This is a genomic window from Actinomadura bangladeshensis, assembly GCF_004348335.1.
GTDB classification, from domain to species: domain Bacteria; phylum Actinomycetota; class Actinomycetes; order Streptosporangiales; family Streptosporangiaceae; genus Spirillospora; species Spirillospora bangladeshensis.
Genome location: NZ_SMJW01000097.1, coordinates 1 through 19,185 on the forward strand (window position 1 = coordinate 1; position 19,185 = coordinate 19,185).

14 protein-coding genes are annotated in these 19,185 nt (G+C 76.6%); 9 read left to right on the forward strand and 5 right to left on the reverse strand.

Going from position 1 to position 19,185, the window contains the following annotated elements; translation table 11 throughout:
* Window positions 1-38 precede the first annotated feature (38 nt).
* On the forward strand, window positions 39-2,075 hold the full coding sequence (locus tag E1284_RS19825) for a HelD family protein (protein ID WP_131941025.1): 2,037 nt from the start codon (window positions 39-41) through the stop codon (window positions 2,073-2,075).
* Window positions 2,076-2,095: 20 nt separating this feature from the next.
* Complete coding sequence (locus tag E1284_RS19830) at window positions 2,096-2,299, forward strand: hypothetical protein (RefSeq protein ID WP_131941027.1); 204 nt, start codon at window positions 2,096-2,098, stop codon at window positions 2,297-2,299.
* Here E1284_RS19830 and E1284_RS19835 read toward each other — a convergent pair.
* On the reverse strand, window positions 2,278-2,865 hold the full coding sequence (locus E1284_RS19835) for a TetR/AcrR family transcriptional regulator (RefSeq protein WP_131941029.1): 588 nt from the start codon (window positions 2,863-2,865) through the stop codon (window positions 2,278-2,280). The genes E1284_RS19830 and E1284_RS19835 overlap by 22 nt on opposite strands.
* A gap of 82 nt (window positions 2,866-2,947) precedes the next feature.
* Here E1284_RS19835 and E1284_RS19840 point away from each other — a divergent pair, with 82 nt between their 5' ends.
* The 3 genes from E1284_RS19840 to E1284_RS19850 all read left to right on the forward strand — a co-directional run bounded on the left by E1284_RS19840 (window position 2,948) and on the right by E1284_RS19850 (window position 5,820).
* The gene (locus E1284_RS19840) at window positions 2,948-3,352 is read left to right on the forward strand and encodes a nuclear transport factor 2 family protein (RefSeq protein ID WP_131941031.1); all 405 of its coding nucleotides are present in this window, start codon (window positions 2,948-2,950) and stop codon (window positions 3,350-3,352) included.
* A 136-nt stretch (window positions 3,353-3,488) separates the two neighbouring features.
* Entirely contained in the window at window positions 3,489-4,682 is a 1,194-nt protein-coding gene (locus tag E1284_RS19845) for an acyl-CoA dehydrogenase family protein (RefSeq protein WP_131941033.1), read from the forward strand.
* Between the two features lie 64 nt (window positions 4,683-4,746).
* A complete protein-coding gene (locus E1284_RS19850) occupies window positions 4,747-5,820 on the forward strand; it encodes an acyl-CoA dehydrogenase family protein (RefSeq protein ID WP_131941035.1) in 1,074 nt (357 codons plus the stop codon).
* Window positions 5,821-5,860: 40 nt separating this feature from the next.
* On the opposite strand, the gene E1284_RS19855 is transcribed toward E1284_RS19850, so the two are convergent.
* Genes E1284_RS19855 through E1284_RS19865 form a run of 3 tightly spaced genes read right to left on the reverse strand, consistent with a single transcriptional unit; the run spans window position 5,861 to window position 7,926 of the window.
* Window positions 5,861-6,703 (reverse strand): 1-aminocyclopropane-1-carboxylate deaminase/D-cysteine desulfhydrase, encoded by an 843-nt coding sequence (locus tag E1284_RS19855; RefSeq protein ID WP_131941037.1) that lies wholly within the window; start codon window positions 6,701-6,703, stop codon window positions 5,861-5,863.
* The gene (locus E1284_RS19860) at window positions 6,700-7,344 is read right to left on the reverse strand and encodes an adenylate kinase family protein (RefSeq protein ID WP_131941039.1); all 645 of its coding nucleotides are present in this window, start codon (window positions 7,342-7,344) and stop codon (window positions 6,700-6,702) included. The genes E1284_RS19855 and E1284_RS19860 overlap by 4 nt, the downstream gene beginning before the upstream one ends.
* A gap of 27 nt (window positions 7,345-7,371) precedes the next feature.
* On the reverse strand, window positions 7,372-7,926 hold the full coding sequence (locus E1284_RS19865) for a universal stress protein (protein WP_165965342.1): 555 nt from the start codon (window positions 7,924-7,926) through the stop codon (window positions 7,372-7,374).
* Between the two features lie 139 nt (window positions 7,927-8,065).
* Here E1284_RS19865 and E1284_RS19870 point away from each other — a divergent pair, with 139 nt between their 5' ends.
* Both E1284_RS19870 and E1284_RS19875 read left to right on the forward strand, forming a co-directional pair.
* On the forward strand, window positions 8,066-8,563 hold the full coding sequence (locus E1284_RS19870) for an XdhC family protein (RefSeq protein WP_131941043.1): 498 nt from the start codon (window positions 8,066-8,068) through the stop codon (window positions 8,561-8,563).
* The gene (locus tag E1284_RS19875) at window positions 8,563-9,630 is read left to right on the forward strand and encodes a zinc-dependent alcohol dehydrogenase family protein (protein WP_131941045.1); all 1,068 of its coding nucleotides are present in this window, start codon (window positions 8,563-8,565) and stop codon (window positions 9,628-9,630) included. Before E1284_RS19870 ends, E1284_RS19875 begins: the two co-directional genes overlap by 1 nt.
* On the opposite strand, the gene E1284_RS19880 is transcribed toward E1284_RS19875, so the two are convergent.
* Window positions 9,591-13,352, reverse strand: a complete 3,762-nt coding sequence (locus tag E1284_RS19880; protein WP_131941047.1) for a WD40 repeat domain-containing protein — start codon at window positions 13,350-13,352, stop codon at window positions 9,591-9,593. The two genes, E1284_RS19875 and E1284_RS19880, sit on opposite strands and share 40 nt — an antisense overlap.
* A 224-nt stretch (window positions 13,353-13,576) precedes the next feature.
* On the opposite strand from E1284_RS19880, the gene E1284_RS19885 reads away from it, so the two are divergent.
* Together E1284_RS19885 and E1284_RS19890 are read left to right on the forward strand one after the other, a co-directional pair.
* Complete coding sequence (locus tag E1284_RS19885) at window positions 13,577-18,061, forward strand: tetratricopeptide repeat protein (RefSeq protein ID WP_131941049.1); 4,485 nt, start codon at window positions 13,577-13,579, stop codon at window positions 18,059-18,061.
* Between the two features lie 138 nt (window positions 18,062-18,199).
* Window positions 18,200-19,177 (forward strand): sigma-70 family RNA polymerase sigma factor, encoded by a 978-nt coding sequence (locus E1284_RS19890; protein ID WP_131941051.1) that lies wholly within the window; start codon window positions 18,200-18,202, stop codon window positions 19,175-19,177.
* The last annotated feature ends 8 nt before the right edge of the window (window positions 19,178-19,185 follow it).

Consider the following 19,185-nt stretch of genomic DNA (forward strand, 5'->3'; position numbering starts at 1 on the left):
CCCTCGCCCGCCCCCTCGCCCGCCGGAGGTCTGCCCGCATGCCCGCCGAAACCGCCGACGCCGCTACCGGTGCCGGCGCCGCCGAACCGGAGGTCCTCGCCGCCGAACGCGCCCACCTGGCCGAGTCCCGCGCCGCGCTGCGCCGGATGCGCGAGCACGCCGAGAGCCTGTCCGCCGACGCCGCCGCCGACTGGGTCTCCAAGCAGTTCCTTGAGTCGCTGCTCGACCAGCGGATCGCCGCCCTCGCCGACCACCCCGACACCCCGCTGTTCTTCGGCCGGATGGACCGCGGCGCCGCCGCCTCCGACCTCCCCGCGGTCATGTACGTCGGGCGGCGGCACGTGCACGACGGCGACGAGGGCCGCCCGCTCGTGCTGGACTGGCGCGCCCCCGTCTCCCGCGCCTTCTACCAGGCCGGGCCCGCCGATCCGATGGGCTGGCGGCTGCGCCGCCGCTTCGGGTTCCGGGCGGGCGAGCTGACCGCGTTCGAGGACGAGCCCCTCGACGGCGCGGACATCGGGCCGTCCAGGATCCTGACCGAGGAGATCGAGCGGCCCCGCACCGGGCCGATGCGCGACATCGTCGCCACCATCCAGCCCGAGCAGGACGTGATCGTCCGCGCCGACCTGCCCCGCACGGTGTGCGTGCAGGGCGCGCCCGGCACCGGCAAGACGGCCGTCGGCCTGCACCGCGCCGCCTACCTGCTGTTCACCCACCGGGAGCGGCTGTCGCGGTCCGGCGTCCTCATCGTCGGACCGAACCGGGCGTTCCTCGCCTACATCTCGGCGGTGCTGCCCGCGCTCGGCGAGGTCAGGGTCGAGCAGGCCACGATCGACGACCTGCTCGGGGCGCCGCTGGGGGACGAGCCGTCCGGGGTCTCCGCCGCCAAGGGCGACGCGCGGATGGCGGACGTCCTGCGCAGAGCGCTGTGGCTGCACGTCCGCAAGCCCGAGGAGGGCCTCGTCGTCACCCGCGGCGCGGCCCGCTACCGGCTCGCCGACCACGAGGTCCGCGAGATCGCCGCGGGCCTGCGCGGCACCACCCGCTACGGCGCCGGGCGCGCCGCGTTCGCGCAGCGGCTCGCCCACCGGATCCTGGTGCTGATGGAGCGGCGCGGCGAGGCGCCCGACGACCGCGTCCAGGACCAGGTCGCGCGGAGCCGGCCCGTCAGGCAGGTCCTCGACGCGGTGTGGCCGAAGGTGACCGCCGAGCAGGTCCTGCACCGGCTGCTGTCGGACGCCGAGTTCCTGCGGAAGGCGGCGGGGAGCGTCCTGGACGAGGAGGAGCAGGCCGCGATCCGGTGGGCCAAGCCCCCGCGCTCGCACCGCTCGGCCAAGTGGACCGCGGCCGACCGCGCCCTCCTCGACGAGCTGAACGACCTCCTCGAGCGGACCTCCTCGCTCGGGCACCTCGTGGTCGACGAGGCGCAGGACCTGTCCGCGATGCAGCTCCGGGCGCTCGGCCGCCGCTGCGGGACGGGCTCGGCGACCGTCCTCGGCGACCTCGCCCAGGGCACCACCGCCTGGTCGGCCCGGTCCTGGAAGGAGGTGCTCGCCCACCTCGGCCAGGACGGGGAGGTCACCGAGCTGACCCTCGGCTTCCGCGTTCCGGGCAGCGTCCTCGACTACGCGGCCCGCCTGCTCCCGCACGTCGCGCCCGGGCTGGAGCGGCCGCGCTCGCTGCGGCCCGGCGCCGGCGCCCTGCGGGTGCGCCGGGTCCCCGACGTGCGCGCGGCCGCCGCCGGCGCCGCCCGCGAGGCCCTGGCCCGCCCGGGGTCGGTCGGCCTGATCGTGCCGGACGCCGACTCGGACGCGCACGCGGCGGCCCTGGCGGCGGCCGGGCTGGAGCACGAGGTCCTCGGGCCGGAGTCCGACGGCACCGCGCGGCTGCTGGTCGTCCCGGCGACGCTCGCCAAGGGCCTGGAGTACGACCACGTGATCGTCGCCGAGCCCGCGGCCATCGCCGCCGCCGAGGCGCGCGGCCTGGCGCGCCTCTACGTCGTGCTGACCCGCGCCGTCACGTCCCTGACCGTCCTCCACCGGGACGGCCTCCCCGCCGAACTGGTGATGTCGTAGCCGGTGGGTAGTGTTCGCGCGTGTTCACCGAGAGCATCGGCCTGCCCGCCGCGCCGCCGTTCGACTTCGGCCCGTCCCTGCGGTTCGTGCGCGGGTTCCCGCCCACGTCCGGGGAGCAGGAGGTCGGCGGCCGCGCGCTGACCGAGGCCCGGTTGCGCGAGCGAGCCGAGCGGTACGGGCCGTGGCAGGGGTACTGGGCCCACTACCTGCGCGCGGGCGCCTGACCGGGGCACGGGCGCAGGCCGTCGAAGGCGATCCGCAGGACGTCCTCGCGGGCCCCGGCGCGCCCGGCGGCGTAGGAGATGCCGGCCAGCAGCGCCATGACCTGGCCCGCCCCGACGTCGCGGCGCACGGCCCCGGCCTCCTGCGCCCGTTCGAGCAGGACGCCGAGCGCCGCCCGCAGGCCGGGCCCGGCGGTCCCGGTGGCCTGCCGCGCGTCGACGCCGGCCTCGGCCAGCGCCTCGGTGACGGCCTGCTTGGCCGCCGCCCGGGAGACCACCCGGGCGAAGAACCCGAAGAACGCCGCGCCCGGATCGGCGGCCGAGCGCAGCTCCTCCGCCTCCGCGGCGAGCCGGTCCAGCAGCGCGACCAGCACGGCCTCCAGCAGCGACTCCTTGGTCGGGAAGTGCCGGAACACCGTGCCGATCCCGACCCCCGCCTTCCGGGCGACCTCCTCGGTGGAGGCGGAGGTCCCCTGGACGGCGAAGACCTCTTCCGCCGCGGCGAGGACCTTGGCCCGATTGCGCACGGCGTCGGCGCGCGGCGGCCTGCCGGACGCGGGTGAGGTCATCGCGGCCTTCCGTTGACAAGTGGAGTCCAGACTCCATATTTTCTCATACGGAGCAGGGACTCCGATTGTAGGGGAGTGTGTCATGTCCGAGTTCGCCAGCCCCCGGGCCGTCCTCCAGCGGCTCCTCGACGGGGTGGCCGCGCGGCGGCCCGAGATGCTGCCGCGGCTGTACGCGGAGGACGCGGTGGTGGTGCACCCGTTCGCCGACCCCGCCCTGCGCCTGGAGGGCCGCACGGCGGTGCGCGAGCACTTCGCCCGGCTGGAGACCCTCCCGATGGAGATGAGGGCGCGCAACGTCGTCGTCCACGAGACCGCCGACCCGGAGGTCATCATCGCCGAGTTCGAGTACGAGGGGCGCAACACCGAGACCGGCCGGCCGTTCGTCGTCCCGAACATCTTCGTGCTGCGCGTCCGCGACGGCCACATCGTGGAGTCCCGCGACTACCACGACCACCGCGGGCTGGCCCGGGCGCTGAGCGGCGGCTGACCCGGCCGGGGCCGGACGCGCCGCGGTTGACTCCGCGTCCCGGGGGTTCCTAGGGTGGACGCACCATACCGACCGGTTGGTATGTTCGTTGCGGGCGGCCGGCCGCCGCCCGCCGCCCCGCGCGGAGGTTCGCCCTGTGAGCACAGCACCGCCCGACGCCGACGAGCTGAGCAGGCGGGTCGGCGAGTTCCTCGCCGGCCGCGACCCGTCGGCCATGGAGCCCCTGGAGTTCCTGCGCGCCCGGTTCGACGCCGGCCTCGCCTGGGTCCACTACCCCGAGGGCCTCGGCGGGCTCGGCGCCCCCCGCCACCTGCAGCCCGCCGTCGACCGGGCGTTCGCCGAGGCCGGCGCGCCGACCAACCACCCCGAGCGCAACGGCATCGGGCTCGGCATGGCCGCGCCGACCGTCCTCGCGTTCGGCACCGAGGAGCAGAAGCGCCGCTTCCTGCGCCCGCTGTGGACCGGTGAGGAGGTGTGGTGCCAGCTGTTCAGCGAGCCCGGTGCCGGCTCCGACCTCGCCGCGCTCGCCACCCGCGCCGTCCGCGACGGCGACGCCTGGACGGTCAACGGCCAGAAGGTCTGGACGTCCATGGCCCACGAGGCCCGCTGGGCGATCCTCGTCACCCGCACCGACCCCGGCGTTCCCAAGCACCGCGGCATGACCTACTTCGTGTGCGACATGACCGCGCCCGGCGTCGAGGTCAGGCCGCTGCGGCAGATCACCGGCGAGGCCGAGTTCAACGAGGTGTTCCTCACCGACGTCCGGATCCCCGACGAGTACCGGCTCGGCGAGGTCGGGCAGGGCTGGCAGGTGTCCACCACCACGCTGATGAACGAGCGGGTCGCGATCGGCGGCAACGCGGCCCCGCGCGAGAGCGGCATGATCGGCGTGGTCGCCGCGCTCTGGCGGGACCGCCCCGAGCTGCGCACCCCCGGCCTGCACGACGCGCTGCTGCGCGCGTGGGTGGAGACCGAGGCGGCCCGGCTCACCGGGGCCCGGCTGCGCCAGCAGCTCACCGCCGGGCAGCCCGGACCCGAGGGATCGGGCGCCAAGCTCGCCTTCGCCAAGCTCAACCAGGAGGTCTCCGGCCTGGAACTGGAGATGCTCGGCGAGGACGGCCTGCGCTACGACGACTGGACGATGCGCCGCCCCGCCGAGGTCGACTTCACCCGCCGCTCGCCCGGCTACCGCTACCTGCGCGCCAAGGGCAACTCCATCGAGGGCGGCACCTCGGAGATCCTGCGCAACATCATCGCCGAGCGCGTCCTCGGCCTGCCCGGCGAGATCCGCGTCGACAAGGACGTGCCGTGGAAGGACCTGCCCCGGTGACCGAGCCTGTGAGGGAACCAGTAAGCACAGCAGCCCCGCTCACGGGGCCGACGAAGGAGGTCCCGTGAGCGACCTGCTGTACTCCGAGATCGAGAACGACCTGCGGGCCGGCGTCCGCGAACTGCTCGACGACAAGGCGCCGTGGACGTCCGTGCTCGCCGGGACCGAGAAGGACGAGCCGTACGACGCGGCGCTGTGGCGGGCGGTCGCCGGCCAGCTCGGCTGCGCGGGGCTGCCCGTCCCCGAGGACCTCGGCGGCGCCGGCGCCACCTGGCGGGAGACCGCCGTGGTCATGGAGGAGCTCGGCCGGTCCGCCGCGCCCGTCCCGTTCCTGACCAGCGCGGTCATCGCGACGGCCGCGCTGCTGGCCGCCGGGGAGCGCGACCTGCTCGGCGAGCTGGCCGCCGGGGAGAAGATCGCGGTCCTGGCCGTCCCGTTCAACGCCGGGCCCGGACACGCGGCCTCGACCGTGCAGGCCGCCGACGGTGCGCTGACCGGCGAGGTGACCAGCGTCGCCGACGGCATGGCCGCCGACGTGCTCCTCGTCCCGGCCTCCGGGGCCCTGTACGCCGTGGACGCCGCCGACGCCCGGCGCACCGCCGTGACCTCGCTCGACATGACCAGGCGGCTCGCCGACATCGCCTTCTCCGGCGCGCCGGCCCGGCGCGTCGCCGAGGGGGACGGCGCCGTCCGCGCCGCCCTGCGGACGGGCGCCGCGATGCTGGCGTCCGAGCAGCTCGGGCTCGCCGAGCGCTGCCTGGACGACACCGTCGCCTACGTGAAGACCCGCTACCAGTTCGGCCGGCCGGTCGGCTCCTACCAGGGCCTCAAGCACCGCCTCGCCGACCTGTGGACGTCCGTCACCCAGGCCCGCGCCGTCGCCCGGCACGCGGCGTCGTGCGTCGCCGCCGGCGACGACGACACGCCGATCGCCGTCGCGGTCGCGCAGGCGCACTGCTCGGCCGTCGCGCTCAAGGCCGCCGAGGAGTGCGTCCAGATGCACGGCGGCATCGGCTTCACCTGGGAGCACCCGGCCCACCTCTACCTGAAGCGGGCCAAGGCCGACTCCATCGCCCTCGGCACGCCCGACCACCACCGCGCCGCGCTCGCGGACATGGTCGGCCTGCCCCCCGCCTGACACGGTCGCGGACGGCCCCGGGCGCGACGGGGCCGTCCGGTCAGCCGGTGATGACGGCCAGGATCCGCGTGCCGGGCGGGAAGGCGCCCCGCTCGGCCGAGGCGAGCACGCCGAACATCATCTTCGCCGTGTAGATCCGGTCGAGGACGACGCCGTGCCGTGCGGTGAAATCGTCGATGAAGGCGTCCAGTTCGGGGGTGCGCTTGGCGTAGCCGCCGAAATGGAAGCCGTTCTCGACGCGCCAGTCTCCCCGGCGTTCGCCGTAGGTCTCGCGCTGGAGCCGCTCCACCTCGGCGTCCATGAAGCCGCCTTTGAGCACGGAGAACCCGAGAGCCCGCTGACCCGGGGCCAGGCCCGCCGCCAGGCCGGCGAGCGTCCCGCCCGTCCCGCAGGGGCAGCACACCACGTCGAAGCCGGGCACCTCCGCGCCCAGTTCCGCGCATCCCTTCACGGCGAGCGCGTTGCTGCCGCCCTCCGGCAGCAGGTAGAAGTCGCCCCATTCTCCGCGCAGGGCGTCGATCACGCCGGGCTCGTGCTTGCGCCGGTAGGCGGTGCGGTCCAGGTAGGTGAGCCGCATGCCCATCCGCTCCGCGTAGGCCAGCGAATCGTTCAGCGGCCGGTGCTCCTCGCCCCTGATCACGCCGATCGTCGCGAACCCGAAGATCCTCCCGGCCGCCGCGGTCGCGCGGATGTGGTTGGAGTAGGCGCCGCCGAACGTCAGGAGCGTCCCGTGCGCGCGGGCCGGTTCGAGGTTGTGCCCGAGCTTGCGCCACTTGTTGCCGGGCAGCTCCGGGTGGATCAGGTCGTCCCGCTTCAGGAACAGCCGCAGGCCCCGGCGCGCCGCGCGGTCGTCGGCCAGCTCCACCACGGGCGACGGGGTCATCCCGGCATCGGCAGCCGCAGCCTCTCCCGCAGCGTCCGCTGCACCTCGTGGACGCCCGGACGGGCGTCCACGGTGACCACGTACTCCTTGCGGCCGAACAGCTCCAGGACGGGGTCGGTCTTCGCGTGGTACTGGCGCAGCCGCTCGGCGAGGGCCTCCTCGGTGTCGTCCTCGCGGGTCACCAGCCCGCCCCCGCACACGTCGCAGCGCCCCTCCTCGGTGGGGCGGTCGGCGATCAGGTTGTAGTCCATCCCGCAGTGGGCGCACAGCCGCCGCCCCAGCACCCGGCGGCGGACCTCCGCGTCGGGCAGGTCGAGGTGGATCACGCCGTCGATGTCGTAGCTCTCCAGGAAGAACTCGGTCTGCCGCCGGCTGCGCGGGAAGCCGTCGATGACGAACCCGTAGTTCCAGTCGTGCTGCTCCAGGCGCTCCCGGACGACGTTCTCCGCGAGGTCGTCGCCGACCAGCTCACCGGCCGCCATGATCCGCCGCACCTGCGCGCCGAGCTTGGTGTGGTTCGTGACGTGCCAGCGGAAGATGTCCCCGACGCTGATGTGCACGATGTCCAGATCCCGCGCGAGCAGGCCCGACTGCGTCCCCTTGCCGCTGCCGATGGCGCCGATGATCACGTACTTGCGCATGGGGCCAGCCTATGCGCGGGCGCGCGGTCAGAGCGGGAGCCGCAGCCGCCGCCCCAGCCTGCGGAAGCGCGAGTCCGGGGCGTGCTCGGGCGACGCGTCCCGGACGGCGAGGCCCTCCATCAGCGTCTCGAACGAGGGCTGCCGGACGCACACCAGCGTCGCGCGGGCCCGGCGGGCGCAGTGCAGCCGCACCGACGGCCGCAGCAGCCGGGAGAACGGGCCGCGCGTGCCGTGCCCGACCACCAGGATGTCGTCGTCGCCCGCGAGCCGCACCAGCGCCGCGCCCGGCTCGCCGACCAGCGCCAGCGCGGTCAGCTCCACCCCCTCGGGCGGGCCGCCCGACACCTCGGTGAGCAGCCGCGCGATCAGCTCGGCTCCGGAGGCGCGCAGCGCCTCGGTGATGCCGCAGCCGAGCTGCCCGGCCGCCGACACGTGCGGCGGCAGCGGCGCCGCGTGCGCGACCAGCAGCGGCAGCCGGCGCAGCCGCGCCGCGCCGATCGCCCAGGAGAGCGCGCAGCGGGCGCCCGCGGAGTCGTCCACCCCCACCACCACGCGGGGGCCGCCCTCCGGTCTCGCGATCACGATCCCTCCTGTGCCGCCGGGTGCCAGGTAGTTTAGGCATACCCGTTCCGCGACGGGAGTGCCACGTTTGGGAAACCCCGGTTTCCGATGAGGGCGTGGCCCCTGGACCGGCCGCCGCCCGGCGCGGCACACTGCCGGTATGGGAGCACCGCACGAGACCGACCCGTCCTGCGCCGTCGCGCACGGCGACGCCCCGCCCGCCGCGGAGGAGCGCACGCTGGTCGCGGTGTTCGCCGGCGCGGTCGCCGACCACCTGCTGCGCTACGGCGCCGACCTCGGCTACCGGACGTTCCTCGTCGACCCCGACAAGGACCGCGACGGGATGGCCGACCTGCCCGCCCTCGACGGGACCGCCGACGTCATCGTCACCGACCACCACCGCCCCGAGCTCGGGCCCGTCCTGCGCGACGTGCTGACGCAGCCGGTCCGGTGGGTCGGCGTCATGGGCAACCCGCGGCATCCCGCCCCGCACATCCCGGCGCTCACCGAACTCGGGGTGCCCGCGGCCGACATCGCCCGGGTGCACCGCCCCATCGGCCTGAACATCGGGTCCAAGTCCCCGGCGGAGATCGCCATCGCCACCCTCGCCGGGCTGATCGCCGACCGCAACGGCCGCCCGGGCGGCTTCGAGTTCTAGTGCGCGCGGTCGCCTACGACGCCTTCACGGCGCCGCCGTCCGTGCGCGAGCTGCCCGACCCGGCGGTCCCGGCGGGCGGCGCGGTGGTCCGCGTCGAGGCCACCGGCGTCTGCCGCAGCGACTGGCACGGCTGGCAGGGCCACGACCCCGACATCCGCGCCTTCCCGCACGTCCCCGGCCACGAACTGGCCGGCACGGTCGCCGAGACCGGCGCGGGCGTCGCCCGGTACCGGCCCGGCGACCGCGTCACCGTCCCGTTCGTCTGCGCCTGCGGCCGCTGCCCGTCCTGCGCGTCGGGGAACCAGCAGGTGTGCGAGTCCCAGAGCCAGCCCGGCTTCACCCACTGGGGGTCGTTCGCGCACTACGTCGCGATCGAGAACGCCGACGTGAACCTCGTCGCCCTCCCCGACGAGATGTCGTACACCACCGCCGCCGGGCTCGGCTGCCGGTTCGCGACCGCGTTCCGGGCGGTCACGGCGCAGGGCGGCGTCACCGCCGGCCAGTGGGTCGCCGTGCACGGCTGCGGCGGCCTGGGCCTGTCCGCCGTCATGATCGCCGCCGCGGCCGGCGCCCGCGTCGTCGCGGTCGACGTCTCACCGCAGGCCCTGGAGCTGGCGCGCCGCTGCGGGGCCGCGGCCGTCGTCGACGCGTGCGGCCACGACGACGTCGCCGCGGCCGTCCGCGACACCGCCGGCGGCGGCGCGCACGTCTCCCTCGACGCCGTCGGCAGCCCGGCGACCGCCCGCGCCTCGATCGAGTCGCTGCGCCGCCGCGGCCGGCACGTCCAGGTCGGGCTGCTGCCGCCCGGCGCGGGCCGCGCCGACCTTCCGATGGAGCGGGTCATCGCCTGGGAACTGGAGATCGCCGGCAGCCACGGGATGGCCGCGCACGCCTACGCCCCGATGATGGAACTGGTCCGCGCCGGCACGCTGCGGCCCGAGCTCCTGGTCGGCCGCGTCCTGCCCCTCGACGACGGCCCCGCGGCCCTCACGGCCATGACCGGCCCGGGCATCACCATGCTCGAACCTCACCGGCAGGGCGGGGCGAACGGGCTGGACGGGACGTAGCGCCGCCATTCGTGCTCGGTGATCGGGGTGCCCGCGGTGGCGCAGATGTGCGCGGCCACCTCGCCGGGGTCCAGGTTCCACAGCCTGACCTCGCGTCCGACGCCCGCGGTGACGAGAAGGGGCCGGGCCGGGACGGCGACGTCGATGTAGAGGGCCTCGGCGGAGCCCGCCAGTGTCGCGAGGGGGCGCGGGTCGGACGGGTCCGAGGCGTCCCACAGCCAGATGGTCCCGTCGCCGCCGGTCGCCGCGAGGACGCCGTCCGATCCGTAGGCGAGGGAGTAGATGTAGTTCGCCGGCCCGGTCAGGCGGCGGGGCAGCGGACGCGGGTGCGCCCGGTCGCGGACGTCCCAGAGGATCACCGTGTTGTCCCCGCCCGCGGTGGCCATCGTCCTCCCGTCCGCGCTGAACGCCGCGGCGAACACGTAGCCGCCGTGGCCGGTGAGCGCCGGGCCGAGCCGGACGGGATGGCGGGGGTCGGCGACGTCCCAGAGGAGGACGGTCCTGTCGGCGGTGCCGTAGGCGAGCGTCCGGCCGTCCGGGCTGAACGCGGCCTGGTAGGTGTAGTTGGTCGCGCCGGTGAGCTCGGCGGCCCGCACCGGACGGTACGGGTCGCGCACGTCCCACAGCCAGACCTTCTTGTCGTTGCCGGCGACGGTGAGGAGACGGCCGTCGGGGCTGAACATGAGCCCCTGGACGACGTCGCCGGGACCGGTGAGCCGGGCGGGGATCGCGACGGGACGGCCGGGGGAGCGGACGTCCCACAGCTGCGTCGCGCCGCCGTTCGTCCCGATCGCGAGCGTCGCCGCGTCCGGGCTCAGCGCGGCGGCCCCCGACGCCGTGCCGGGTCCCGCCGCCCGCTCGATCACCGGGCCGAGCGGGGCCGGGCGGCGCGGGTCGGCCACCGACCACAGCCGCGCGGTGCCGCCGGCGCCCGCCAGCGCGAGGACCCGGCCGTCCCGGCTCAGCCCGGCGGCGAAGATCCCGCCGTCCGGCCCCTCGATGACCGGGCCGGGCACGTCCCAGATCCGGGCCGCGCCGTCGGCGGCGGCGGTCGCGAGCGTGCCCGGGCGGGGGAACGCCACGGCCGTTACCGGGCCCGGATGCGGCAGGGACGCGACGAGCGCGCGCGTCCGGGCGTCCCAGACCCGGACCGTTCCGTCGGAGCTCGCCGCCGCGACCGATTCGCCGCCGGGCGAGAACGCGACCCCGTTCACCCAGCTCTTCGACCCGCTGAGGGGCCCGCCGGCGGGGGACCCGCCCGGCATCCGCAGGAGCCGGACGCTTCCGTCGGCGCTGCCCGCGGCGAGCGTCCGGCCGTCGGGGCTGAACGCCACCGTGTAGACGGTCCGCTTCCCGGCCGCCAGGGGGCGCCCCGCGCGCTCGGGACGGGCCATGTCCACGAGGTGGACCGTTCCGTCGGCGTAGCCCGCGGCGAGCGTCGAGCCGTCCGGGCTGAACGCCGCGCTCTGCGCCGGAACGGGGCCCGTCGCCAGGACCCGCCCGCCCGGCCGCGGCGAGGCGGTGTCCCATGAGCGGACGGTGCCGTCCGCGCTCGCGGCGGCGAGCGTGCGGCCGTCGGGGCTGAACGCCACCGCGTACACGGTGCTCCGCGGCCCGGTCAGCGCTCGGGGGGTGCCGCCCGGCGACCACATCAGCACCGTGCCGCCGCCGCTCCCGGCGGCCAGCGTCCGGCCGTCCGGGCTGAACGCCACGCCGTACACGGTGTCGGGGAACCCGCGCACCGGCTCGCCGACCGGCACCGGGCGGCCGCGGTCGGCGATGTTCCAGAGCCGCACGGCCCGGTCGGCGCCGCCGGTCGCCAGCGTGCGGCCGTCCGCGCTCACGGCGACGGCCTGCAGGACGCGGCCGGCGCTCACGATGCGGGTCGCCGCCGGGCCGGAGTAGGACTCCAGCAGGCTCGAACGCGCCTCCGGGGTGCGCGCCACCCGGTACGCGGCCAGCGCGGTCTGCCCCGCGAGCGCGACGTCCTTGGCGCGCAGCTTCCCCGACCCGATCGCGACCTGCCGCGACACCGCGATGTCGCGCTGCGCGTCGGCGGTGTGCCGCTGGCGCAGCGTGACCGCCGCCAGCCCGAGCGCCAGCAGGGACACCGCCGACAGCACGGCGATCAGCCGCCGGGCGCGCCGCACCAGCCGCCGCGCCGCCCGCGCCTCGGCGTCCCGCTGGAGCACCGACGCCTCCAGGAACCGCCGCTCCCGCTCGTTCAGGGCGGCGCCGCGGCGCGGGTCGGCGGCCAGGTCCTCGGCCTCGGCGAGCCACGCCCCGCGCAGCAGGGTGCCGGGGTCGCGGCCCGACTCCTCCCACGCCTCGGCGCCCGCGGTGAGCCGGCGGTGGGTGCGCAGCCCCGCCCGGTCGGCGTCCAGCCAGGCGCGCAGCCGCGGCCAGGCGAACAGCAGCGCCTCGTGCGCGATCTCCACGCCGTCGGCGCGGGCGGTGACGAGGCGCTGCCCGACGAACAGGTCGAGGACGTCCCGCGCCTCGTCCCCGAGCTCCCGCTCGGCCACCCGCCGCCGGGTCACGCCCGTGTCGTCGGCGATGTGCACGAGCCGCCCGAACAGGCGCCGCGCGACGAGGCGCTCCTCCTCGTCCAGGCCGAGGTAGACCTCCTCGGCCGTCGCGGCGACCGCGCCCTCGATCCCGCCGCCGTCGCGGTAGCCGGCGATGGTGAGCACGCCCTGCCGCCGGCGCTCCCACGTCGACAGCAGCGCGTGCGACAGCAGCGGCAGCGTGCCGGTCTCGTGGGCGGCGCCCGGCCGCGCGCCGGGCGGCGGGCTCACCTCGCGCAGCAGCAGGTCGGCCAGGCCGGGCTCCAGCTCCAGCCCGGCCCGCTGCGCGGGCGCGATGATCGCGCGGCGCAGCTCGTCCTCGTTCATGGGGGTGACCACGACCTGGCCCGTCTGCAGCACCGCGGCCAGCTCCCGATGCCGCAGCGCCCGCCCGTAGAAGTCGGCGCGCAGGGCGAGCACCACGGCGGCCGGCAGGCCCAGCAGCGCGGCGATGAGGTCTTCGGCGTCCTGCTCGGAGCGGCCCGTGAAGACCTCCTCGAACTGGTCGACGACCACGACCGCGGGGCCCGTCCCGCAGAGCGCGGCGACCTCGGCGGCCTCGAGCCCGCCCGCGGTGCGGAGCACGACCTCGGCCTCCCCCTGCAGCGCCGGGACGAGGCCGGCGCGCAGCAGCGACGACTTGCCCGCCCCGGACGGACCCGCCACCACCAGCGCGCCCCGGCCCCGCAGCGCCCGCACGCGGGCGGCCAGCGCCGCGGTGAGGTCCTCCCGGCCGAAGTACCAGGCGGCGTCCTCCCGCTCGAAGCGGGCGAGGCCCCGGTACGGGACGACCGCCGGGCGGCGTCCGGGGCTCCGGCGGACCCGGCGGAGCGCGTCCAGCCACAGCCCGACCGCCGCCGGGTCGGTGACCCCGCACGCGCGCAGCAGCTCCGGCAGCCGCGGCGGCCGCAGCGGCGGCAGGTGCCGGCCGGAGAAGTACCCGCCGGCGCTCGCGTCGGGCATCCCCGCCCGCCGCGCGACCTGCCGGACGGTCAGGCCCGCGGTGTCCCGCAGCAGCGTCAGCTCCCGTGCGAAGTCCTGCCGGGTGACGATCCGGCGCGGGTCCGGGGTCTCCGCGCGGCCACCGGACGGGGCGTTCAGCGCCATCTGCACCTCCACGGCGGGACGGGTCGTCTGACAGTCCGAGTCAGGCACGGGGCGGCGGTGCGGAAAAGGTCAGGTGACATATATGCCGCTGTTTGCGTCAATTGCCGGGTTTTCCCGGAGTCGCTCACCGTCCGTCAGGGGGCCGCACCGCAGCGGGACCGGGCGCGCGTACGGCCTTGTACGGGCATTGGCCGCGGCGTTGCCCCCGCACCGGACGGGAGGTCTGCTGAGAAGGACCCCGATCATGTCAGTGGTGAAGGCGGCACCCGGCCATGACGAGAGACGACGCATTCGACCCCGACGCATTCGACCCCGACGCGTTCGGCGGCGGGCGCGGCGGCCCCGCGGGGCTCGCCCGGCGCCGGCACGTCCCGGCCGACCGGGCCGCGGCCCACTTCCACGAGCCCGTGCACGCCGACGGCGACATCGTCGCCGGAGACAAGATCGTCCACCAGGCGGCGGCCCGGACCGCGCCGCCCGTCCGGCAGCTGCCCGCCGCGCCCCGCGACTTCGTCGGGCGGGAGCGGGAGCTCGCGGCTATGGACGAGGCGCTCGCCGCGGCGGGCGACCGCGGCTCGGCGACCGTGGTGCAGATCCACGGCATGGCCGGCGTCGGCAAGACGTCGCTGGTCCTGCACTGGGCGCACCGGAACGCCGGCCGCTTCGACGCGCACATCTTCCTCGACCTGCACGGCCTGTCGAGGCGGACCGCGGCGACGCCCGCGCGGGCCCTGTTCCGGCTGCTCGGCGACCTCGGGCTCGCGGCCCGCGACATCCCGGCCGACGAGGCCCGCCGGGCCGCGCTGTTCCGCTCGCTGGTGGCCGAGCGCCGCGTCCTCGTGGTGCTCGACAACGCGGCGGACGCGGACCAGATCGTCCCGCTGGTCCCGGGCGGGCCCGGCTGCCTGGTCGTGGTGACCGGGCGGACCCGGCTGGAGGGCCTGGTCGCGCGGTTCGGCGCGGTCTCGGTCCCGGTCGACCCGCTCAGCACCGACGAGTCGTGCGAACTCGTCGCGCGGCTGCTCGGCGGCGACCGCGGCGAGCGGGAGCCGCAGGCGGTCGCCGACCTCGCCGACTCCTGCGCCCGGCTGCCGCTCGCCATCCGCATCGCGACGGTCGGGCTCGCCGCCGGGCCGTTCGACTCGGTGGCCGCCGTGGTGGACGAGCTGACCTGCGGCGGCCGGCTCGACGTGCTCGCCCTCGACGGCGACGCGGGCCTCGCCATCCGGCCCGCCTTCGACCTGTCCTACGACGCCCTGACCCCGCGCGAGCAGGGCGTCTTCCGGATGCTCGGGCTCCTGCACGGCTACGACTTCGGCGCCGGCAGCCTCGCCGCGCTGCTCGCCGTGCCCGTCCCGGAGGCCCGCCGGCTGCTGCGCGGGCTCGTCCGCCGGCACCTCGTCGAACCCGGGACCGTCGGCCGGTTCCGCCTCCACGAGCTGCTCAGCGAGTACGCCGCCGAGCGGCTCGCCCGCGAGGACGGCGCGGCGGCCGACGCGGCGGCGCGGCGGCTCCTCGGCTGGTACCTCGGCCGGGTGCGCGAGGCCGCGGCGGCGATCGGGCCGGCGGCGGCCGGGCCCGCCGGCGGGACGGCCCCGCTCTCCCCGGCCGCCGCCGAGCAGGCGCTCGCCTGGTTCGAGGCGGAGCGGGCCGCGGTGGTCGCCATGGCGCGGCAGGCCGCCGAGCGCGGCGAGCCCGCGCTGGCCTGGCGGTTCGCCGACGCCCTGTTCCACCTGCTCAGGCGGGACAAGCACGGCGCCGACAACCTGGAGGTCCACCGGCTCGGCCTCGCCGCCGCGCGCGCCGTCGGCGACCGGCACAGCGAGGCGCTCATGCTGGACCAGCTCGCCGTCGTGCACTGCGACCGCGGCAACCACACCGAGGCCGCGACCGACGCGCGGGCGGCGTACGAGATCTTCACCGAGCTCGGCGACCACCGCCGGGCGGGCTGGGCGCTCAACACGCGCTCGCGGGTGGAGCGGCTGTGCTGCCGCTACCAGGAGGCCCTCGGGTACGGGGAGCACGCCCTGGAGGTCCTCACCCGGGAGTGCGACCGGCACGGCGCCGGACGGGCGCTGGAGCAGATCGCCCAGGTGCACTGGCGCCTCGCGCACTACCGCACCGCGCTGCGCCACGCCCGCGAGGCGCTGCGCGTGCACCGGGAGCTGCGGGGCGGCGCCGGGGAGGCCGACGCGCTGGAGATGATCGCCCGGATCCTGCGCCGCCTCGGCCACGTCGACCGGGCCCTGCACTACGCCGGGCGGGCGCTCGCCGTCCGGGACCGGCTCGGCGACCGGCGCGGCCAGGGCGAGGTCCTGGACGGCATGTCCCGCACGCTGCGCCGCGCCGGCCGGCTCGACGAGGCGCTCGGCCGGGCCGGCGCCGCGCTGCGCATCCGCGAGGACATCGGCGACCTCGCCGGCGTGGCCACCAGCCTGATCAGCCGGGCGCGCGTGCTGGAGAACCTGGGCGCCTGCCCGGCGGCCTTCGACGACGCCACCCGCGCGCTGCGGATCTGCCGGGAGTTCGGCGACCCGTACCGGGAGGCGGAGGCGCGCTGCACCATCGCCCAGTTCCACCACGACTCCGGCCAGTACGAGCTCGCCATCCGGCACGCGCGGCTCGCGCTCGGCATCCGGGAGCGGATCGGGGACGAGCACGGCGTGGCGTCGGCGCTGAACCTCATCGCCCTGGTGGAGCGGCGGCTCGGCCGGCACGCCGGCGCCCGCCGCGACGTCGAGCGGGCCCTCGCCCTGCAGCGCAGGATGAAGGCCGGGTACGGGCTCGGCCGGACGCTGACCAACCTGGCCGAGATCGAGCGCAGCGCCGGCCGGTACCGCGAGGCCCTCGGCCACGCCCTCGCCGCCCTCGCCAGCCACACCCGGGCCGGAGCCGGCGGCGCCGAGCGCATCGCCCAGGGCGCGACCCTCGCGACCGTCGCCCGCATCCAGTGCCGGATGGGCGAGCACGCGGCGGCCCTGCGGCACGCCGGTGAGGCGCTGCGCGTCCAGCTGGAGACCGGCGACCGCCCCGGGCAGGGCGTGACCCTGGACGTCCTCGCCCGGGTCGGCCTCCGCACGGGCCGCTACCGGGAGGCGGCCGGCCACGCCGAGGAGTCGCTGCGGATCCGCCGGGAGATCGGCGACCGCCGCGGGGTCGCCGAGAGCATCGTCAAGATCGCGCTCGTCCGCTGGCACCAGAGCCGCTACGACGAGGCGCTGTCGCGGGCCCGGGAGGCGCTCGCGATCCAGCGGGAGATCGGCGACCTCGCCGGGGCGAGCGGCGCCCTGTACGTCCTCGCGCGCATCCACGCCCGGACCGCCCGCTACGCGCGGGCCCGCGAGTGCGCGCTGGAGTCCCTGGAGATCTGCCGCCGCACGGGGGACCGGCACGGCGAGACCGACGACCTGCTCACGCTCGCGCACCTGGACCGCCGGCAGGCCCGCTACGGCCGGGCGCTGCGCACGGCCCTCGGCGTCCTGGAGGCCAAGCGGGAGATGGACGACCGGACGGGCGAGGCCGAGGCGCTCACGCTGATCGGGCGGCTGCAGGGCGAACTCGGCCGGCACGACGCGGCGCTCGCGCACCTGGCCGAGGCCGTCCGGCTGCAGCGGGCGACCGGTGACCGGTACGGGGAGGCCGAGACGCTGGAGGCGATCGGCCGCGTCCGCCGCCGGCTGGCGCAGTACCCGGCGGCCCGGCGCGCCCTGAAGGACGCGCTGCGCATCGAGCGGGAGATCGGCGACCTCGCGGCCGAGGGCCGGACCCGGACGCTGCTCGCCGAGGTGTGCCGCCACCAGGCCGCGTTCCGCGCCGCCGTCCGGCACTCCCGCAAGGCCATCGCGATCCTGCGGGAGATCGGCGACCTCGACGGCGAGAGCGCGGCCCGCGACGGCCTCGCGCGGATCTGCTACTGCATGGCGCGCTACCGCAAGGCGCTCCGGCACGCCGGGGAGGCGCTGCGCATCCGCACCGAGACCGACGACCGGCAGGGCCAGGCCGAGAGCCTGGACACCCTGTCGCGCAACCACCGCAGGCTCGGCCGCAACGAGGTCGCCGTCGGCCTCGCCGAGCGGGCGCTGGCCCTGCACCGGGAGATCGGCGACCGGCACGGCGAGGCCGAGAGCCTCGGCACCCTCGCGCACGCGCGGTGGCGGCTCGGCGACGAGCGGGCCGCGCTCGCGGCGGGGATCGAGGCGCTGCGGATCCACCGGGAGACCGCCGACCGGTACGGGGAGGGCGAGGTCCTCGACCTGCTCGCCCGCATCCACCGCAACGCCGGGCGCTGCGACGAGGCGCTCGCGCTCGTCACGCGGGCGCTCGCGCTGCGCCGCGAGATCGGCGACCGGCGCGGCGAGGGCGACAGCCTGAACACGCTGTCGCGCCTCATGCGGCGGCGCGGCGAGACGGCGGAGGCGCTCGACCACGGCCGCCGGGCGCTGGTCATCCGGCTCGAGATCGACGACCGCCGGGGCACGGCCGACACGCTCGACAACATCGCCCGCGCCCACGCCGACGCCGGCGACCGCCGGCAGGCCCTCCGGCACGCGCTCGACGCGCTGGAGATCCAGGCCGGCATCGGCGACCGGTGGGGACGCGGCCGGAGCCTGCTGCTGGTCGGGGGGCTCCAGCTCGGACTCGGCCGCCCGGACGAGGCGCGCGCGTTCCTGGCGCGGGCGGTGCGCGTCTGCGTGCAGACCGGCGACCGCGAGTCCGCGGAGACCGCCCGCGGCCTGCTGGCGTCCCTGGTGGAGTGAGACGGGACGGGCGGGCGGCCCGGCGCGTAGGATCCGGAGTGCGCGCGTTCTGTCGGTGGGGCCTCCTACGGTCGGAGGCGACGGGGCCCGCCGGCCGCGCCGCCCGGGCTATGCCGCCGACCGAAGGTGACCACCACCATGGCGAACAGCACCATAGACGCAGACCGTGACTTCCAGGAGCTCGCCGATCCGTACCGGCGGGAGCTGCTGGCCCACTGCTACCGGATGCTCGGCTCGATCCACGACGCCGAGGACCTGGTGCAGGAGACCTTCCTGCGGGCCTGGCGCTCGTACGGCGACTTCGAGGGCCGGTCCTCGCTGCGGACGTGGCTGTACCGGATCGCCACGAACGCCTGCCTCACCGCGATCGACCAGCGCGGCCGGCGGCCGATGCCGTCGGGCCTCGGGGCGCCGAGCGACGAGCCGGAGCGGCCCGTGGTGGCCTCGCCCGAGGTGCCGTGGCTGGAGCCGGCGCCCGACACCGTCCTCGGCGCGGACGCCGCCGACCCCGCCACGATCGTCGCGGCCCGGGAGAGCACCCGGCTGGCGTTCGTCGCGGCGCTGCAGCACCTGCCGGCCAAGCAGCGGGTCGTGCTGATCCTGCGGGACGTGCTGAAGTGGCGGGCCGCCGAGGTCGCCGAGCTGCTCGGCACCAGCACGGCGGCGGTCAACAGCGCGCTGCAGCGGGCGCGGGCGCAGCTGGAGCAGGACGCGCCGATGCGCGACGAGCTGGTCGAGCCGACCGACCCGGCCCAGCGCGACCTCCTGGAGCGCTATGCGAAGGCGTTCGAGGACGCCGACATCACCGGGCTCATCGAGCTGTTCAAGAAGGACGTCGTCTGGGAGATGCCGCCGTTCCCCGAGTGGTTCGTCGGCGCGGAGACCGTCGTGCGGCTCATCCTCGCCCAGTGCGGGCCCGCGCCGGGCGACATCCGGATGGTCCCCGCCGCGGCCAACGGGCAGCCGGCGTTCGGCCTGTACATGCGCGACGGGGAGGGCGTGCACCGCGCGTACCAGCTGCAGGTGCTGAGCGTCACCGGGGACGGCGTCGCGCACGTCTCGGTGTTCTTCGACACCAGCCTGTTTCCGCTGTTCGGGCTGGGAGAACACCTCTGAGCAAGCGC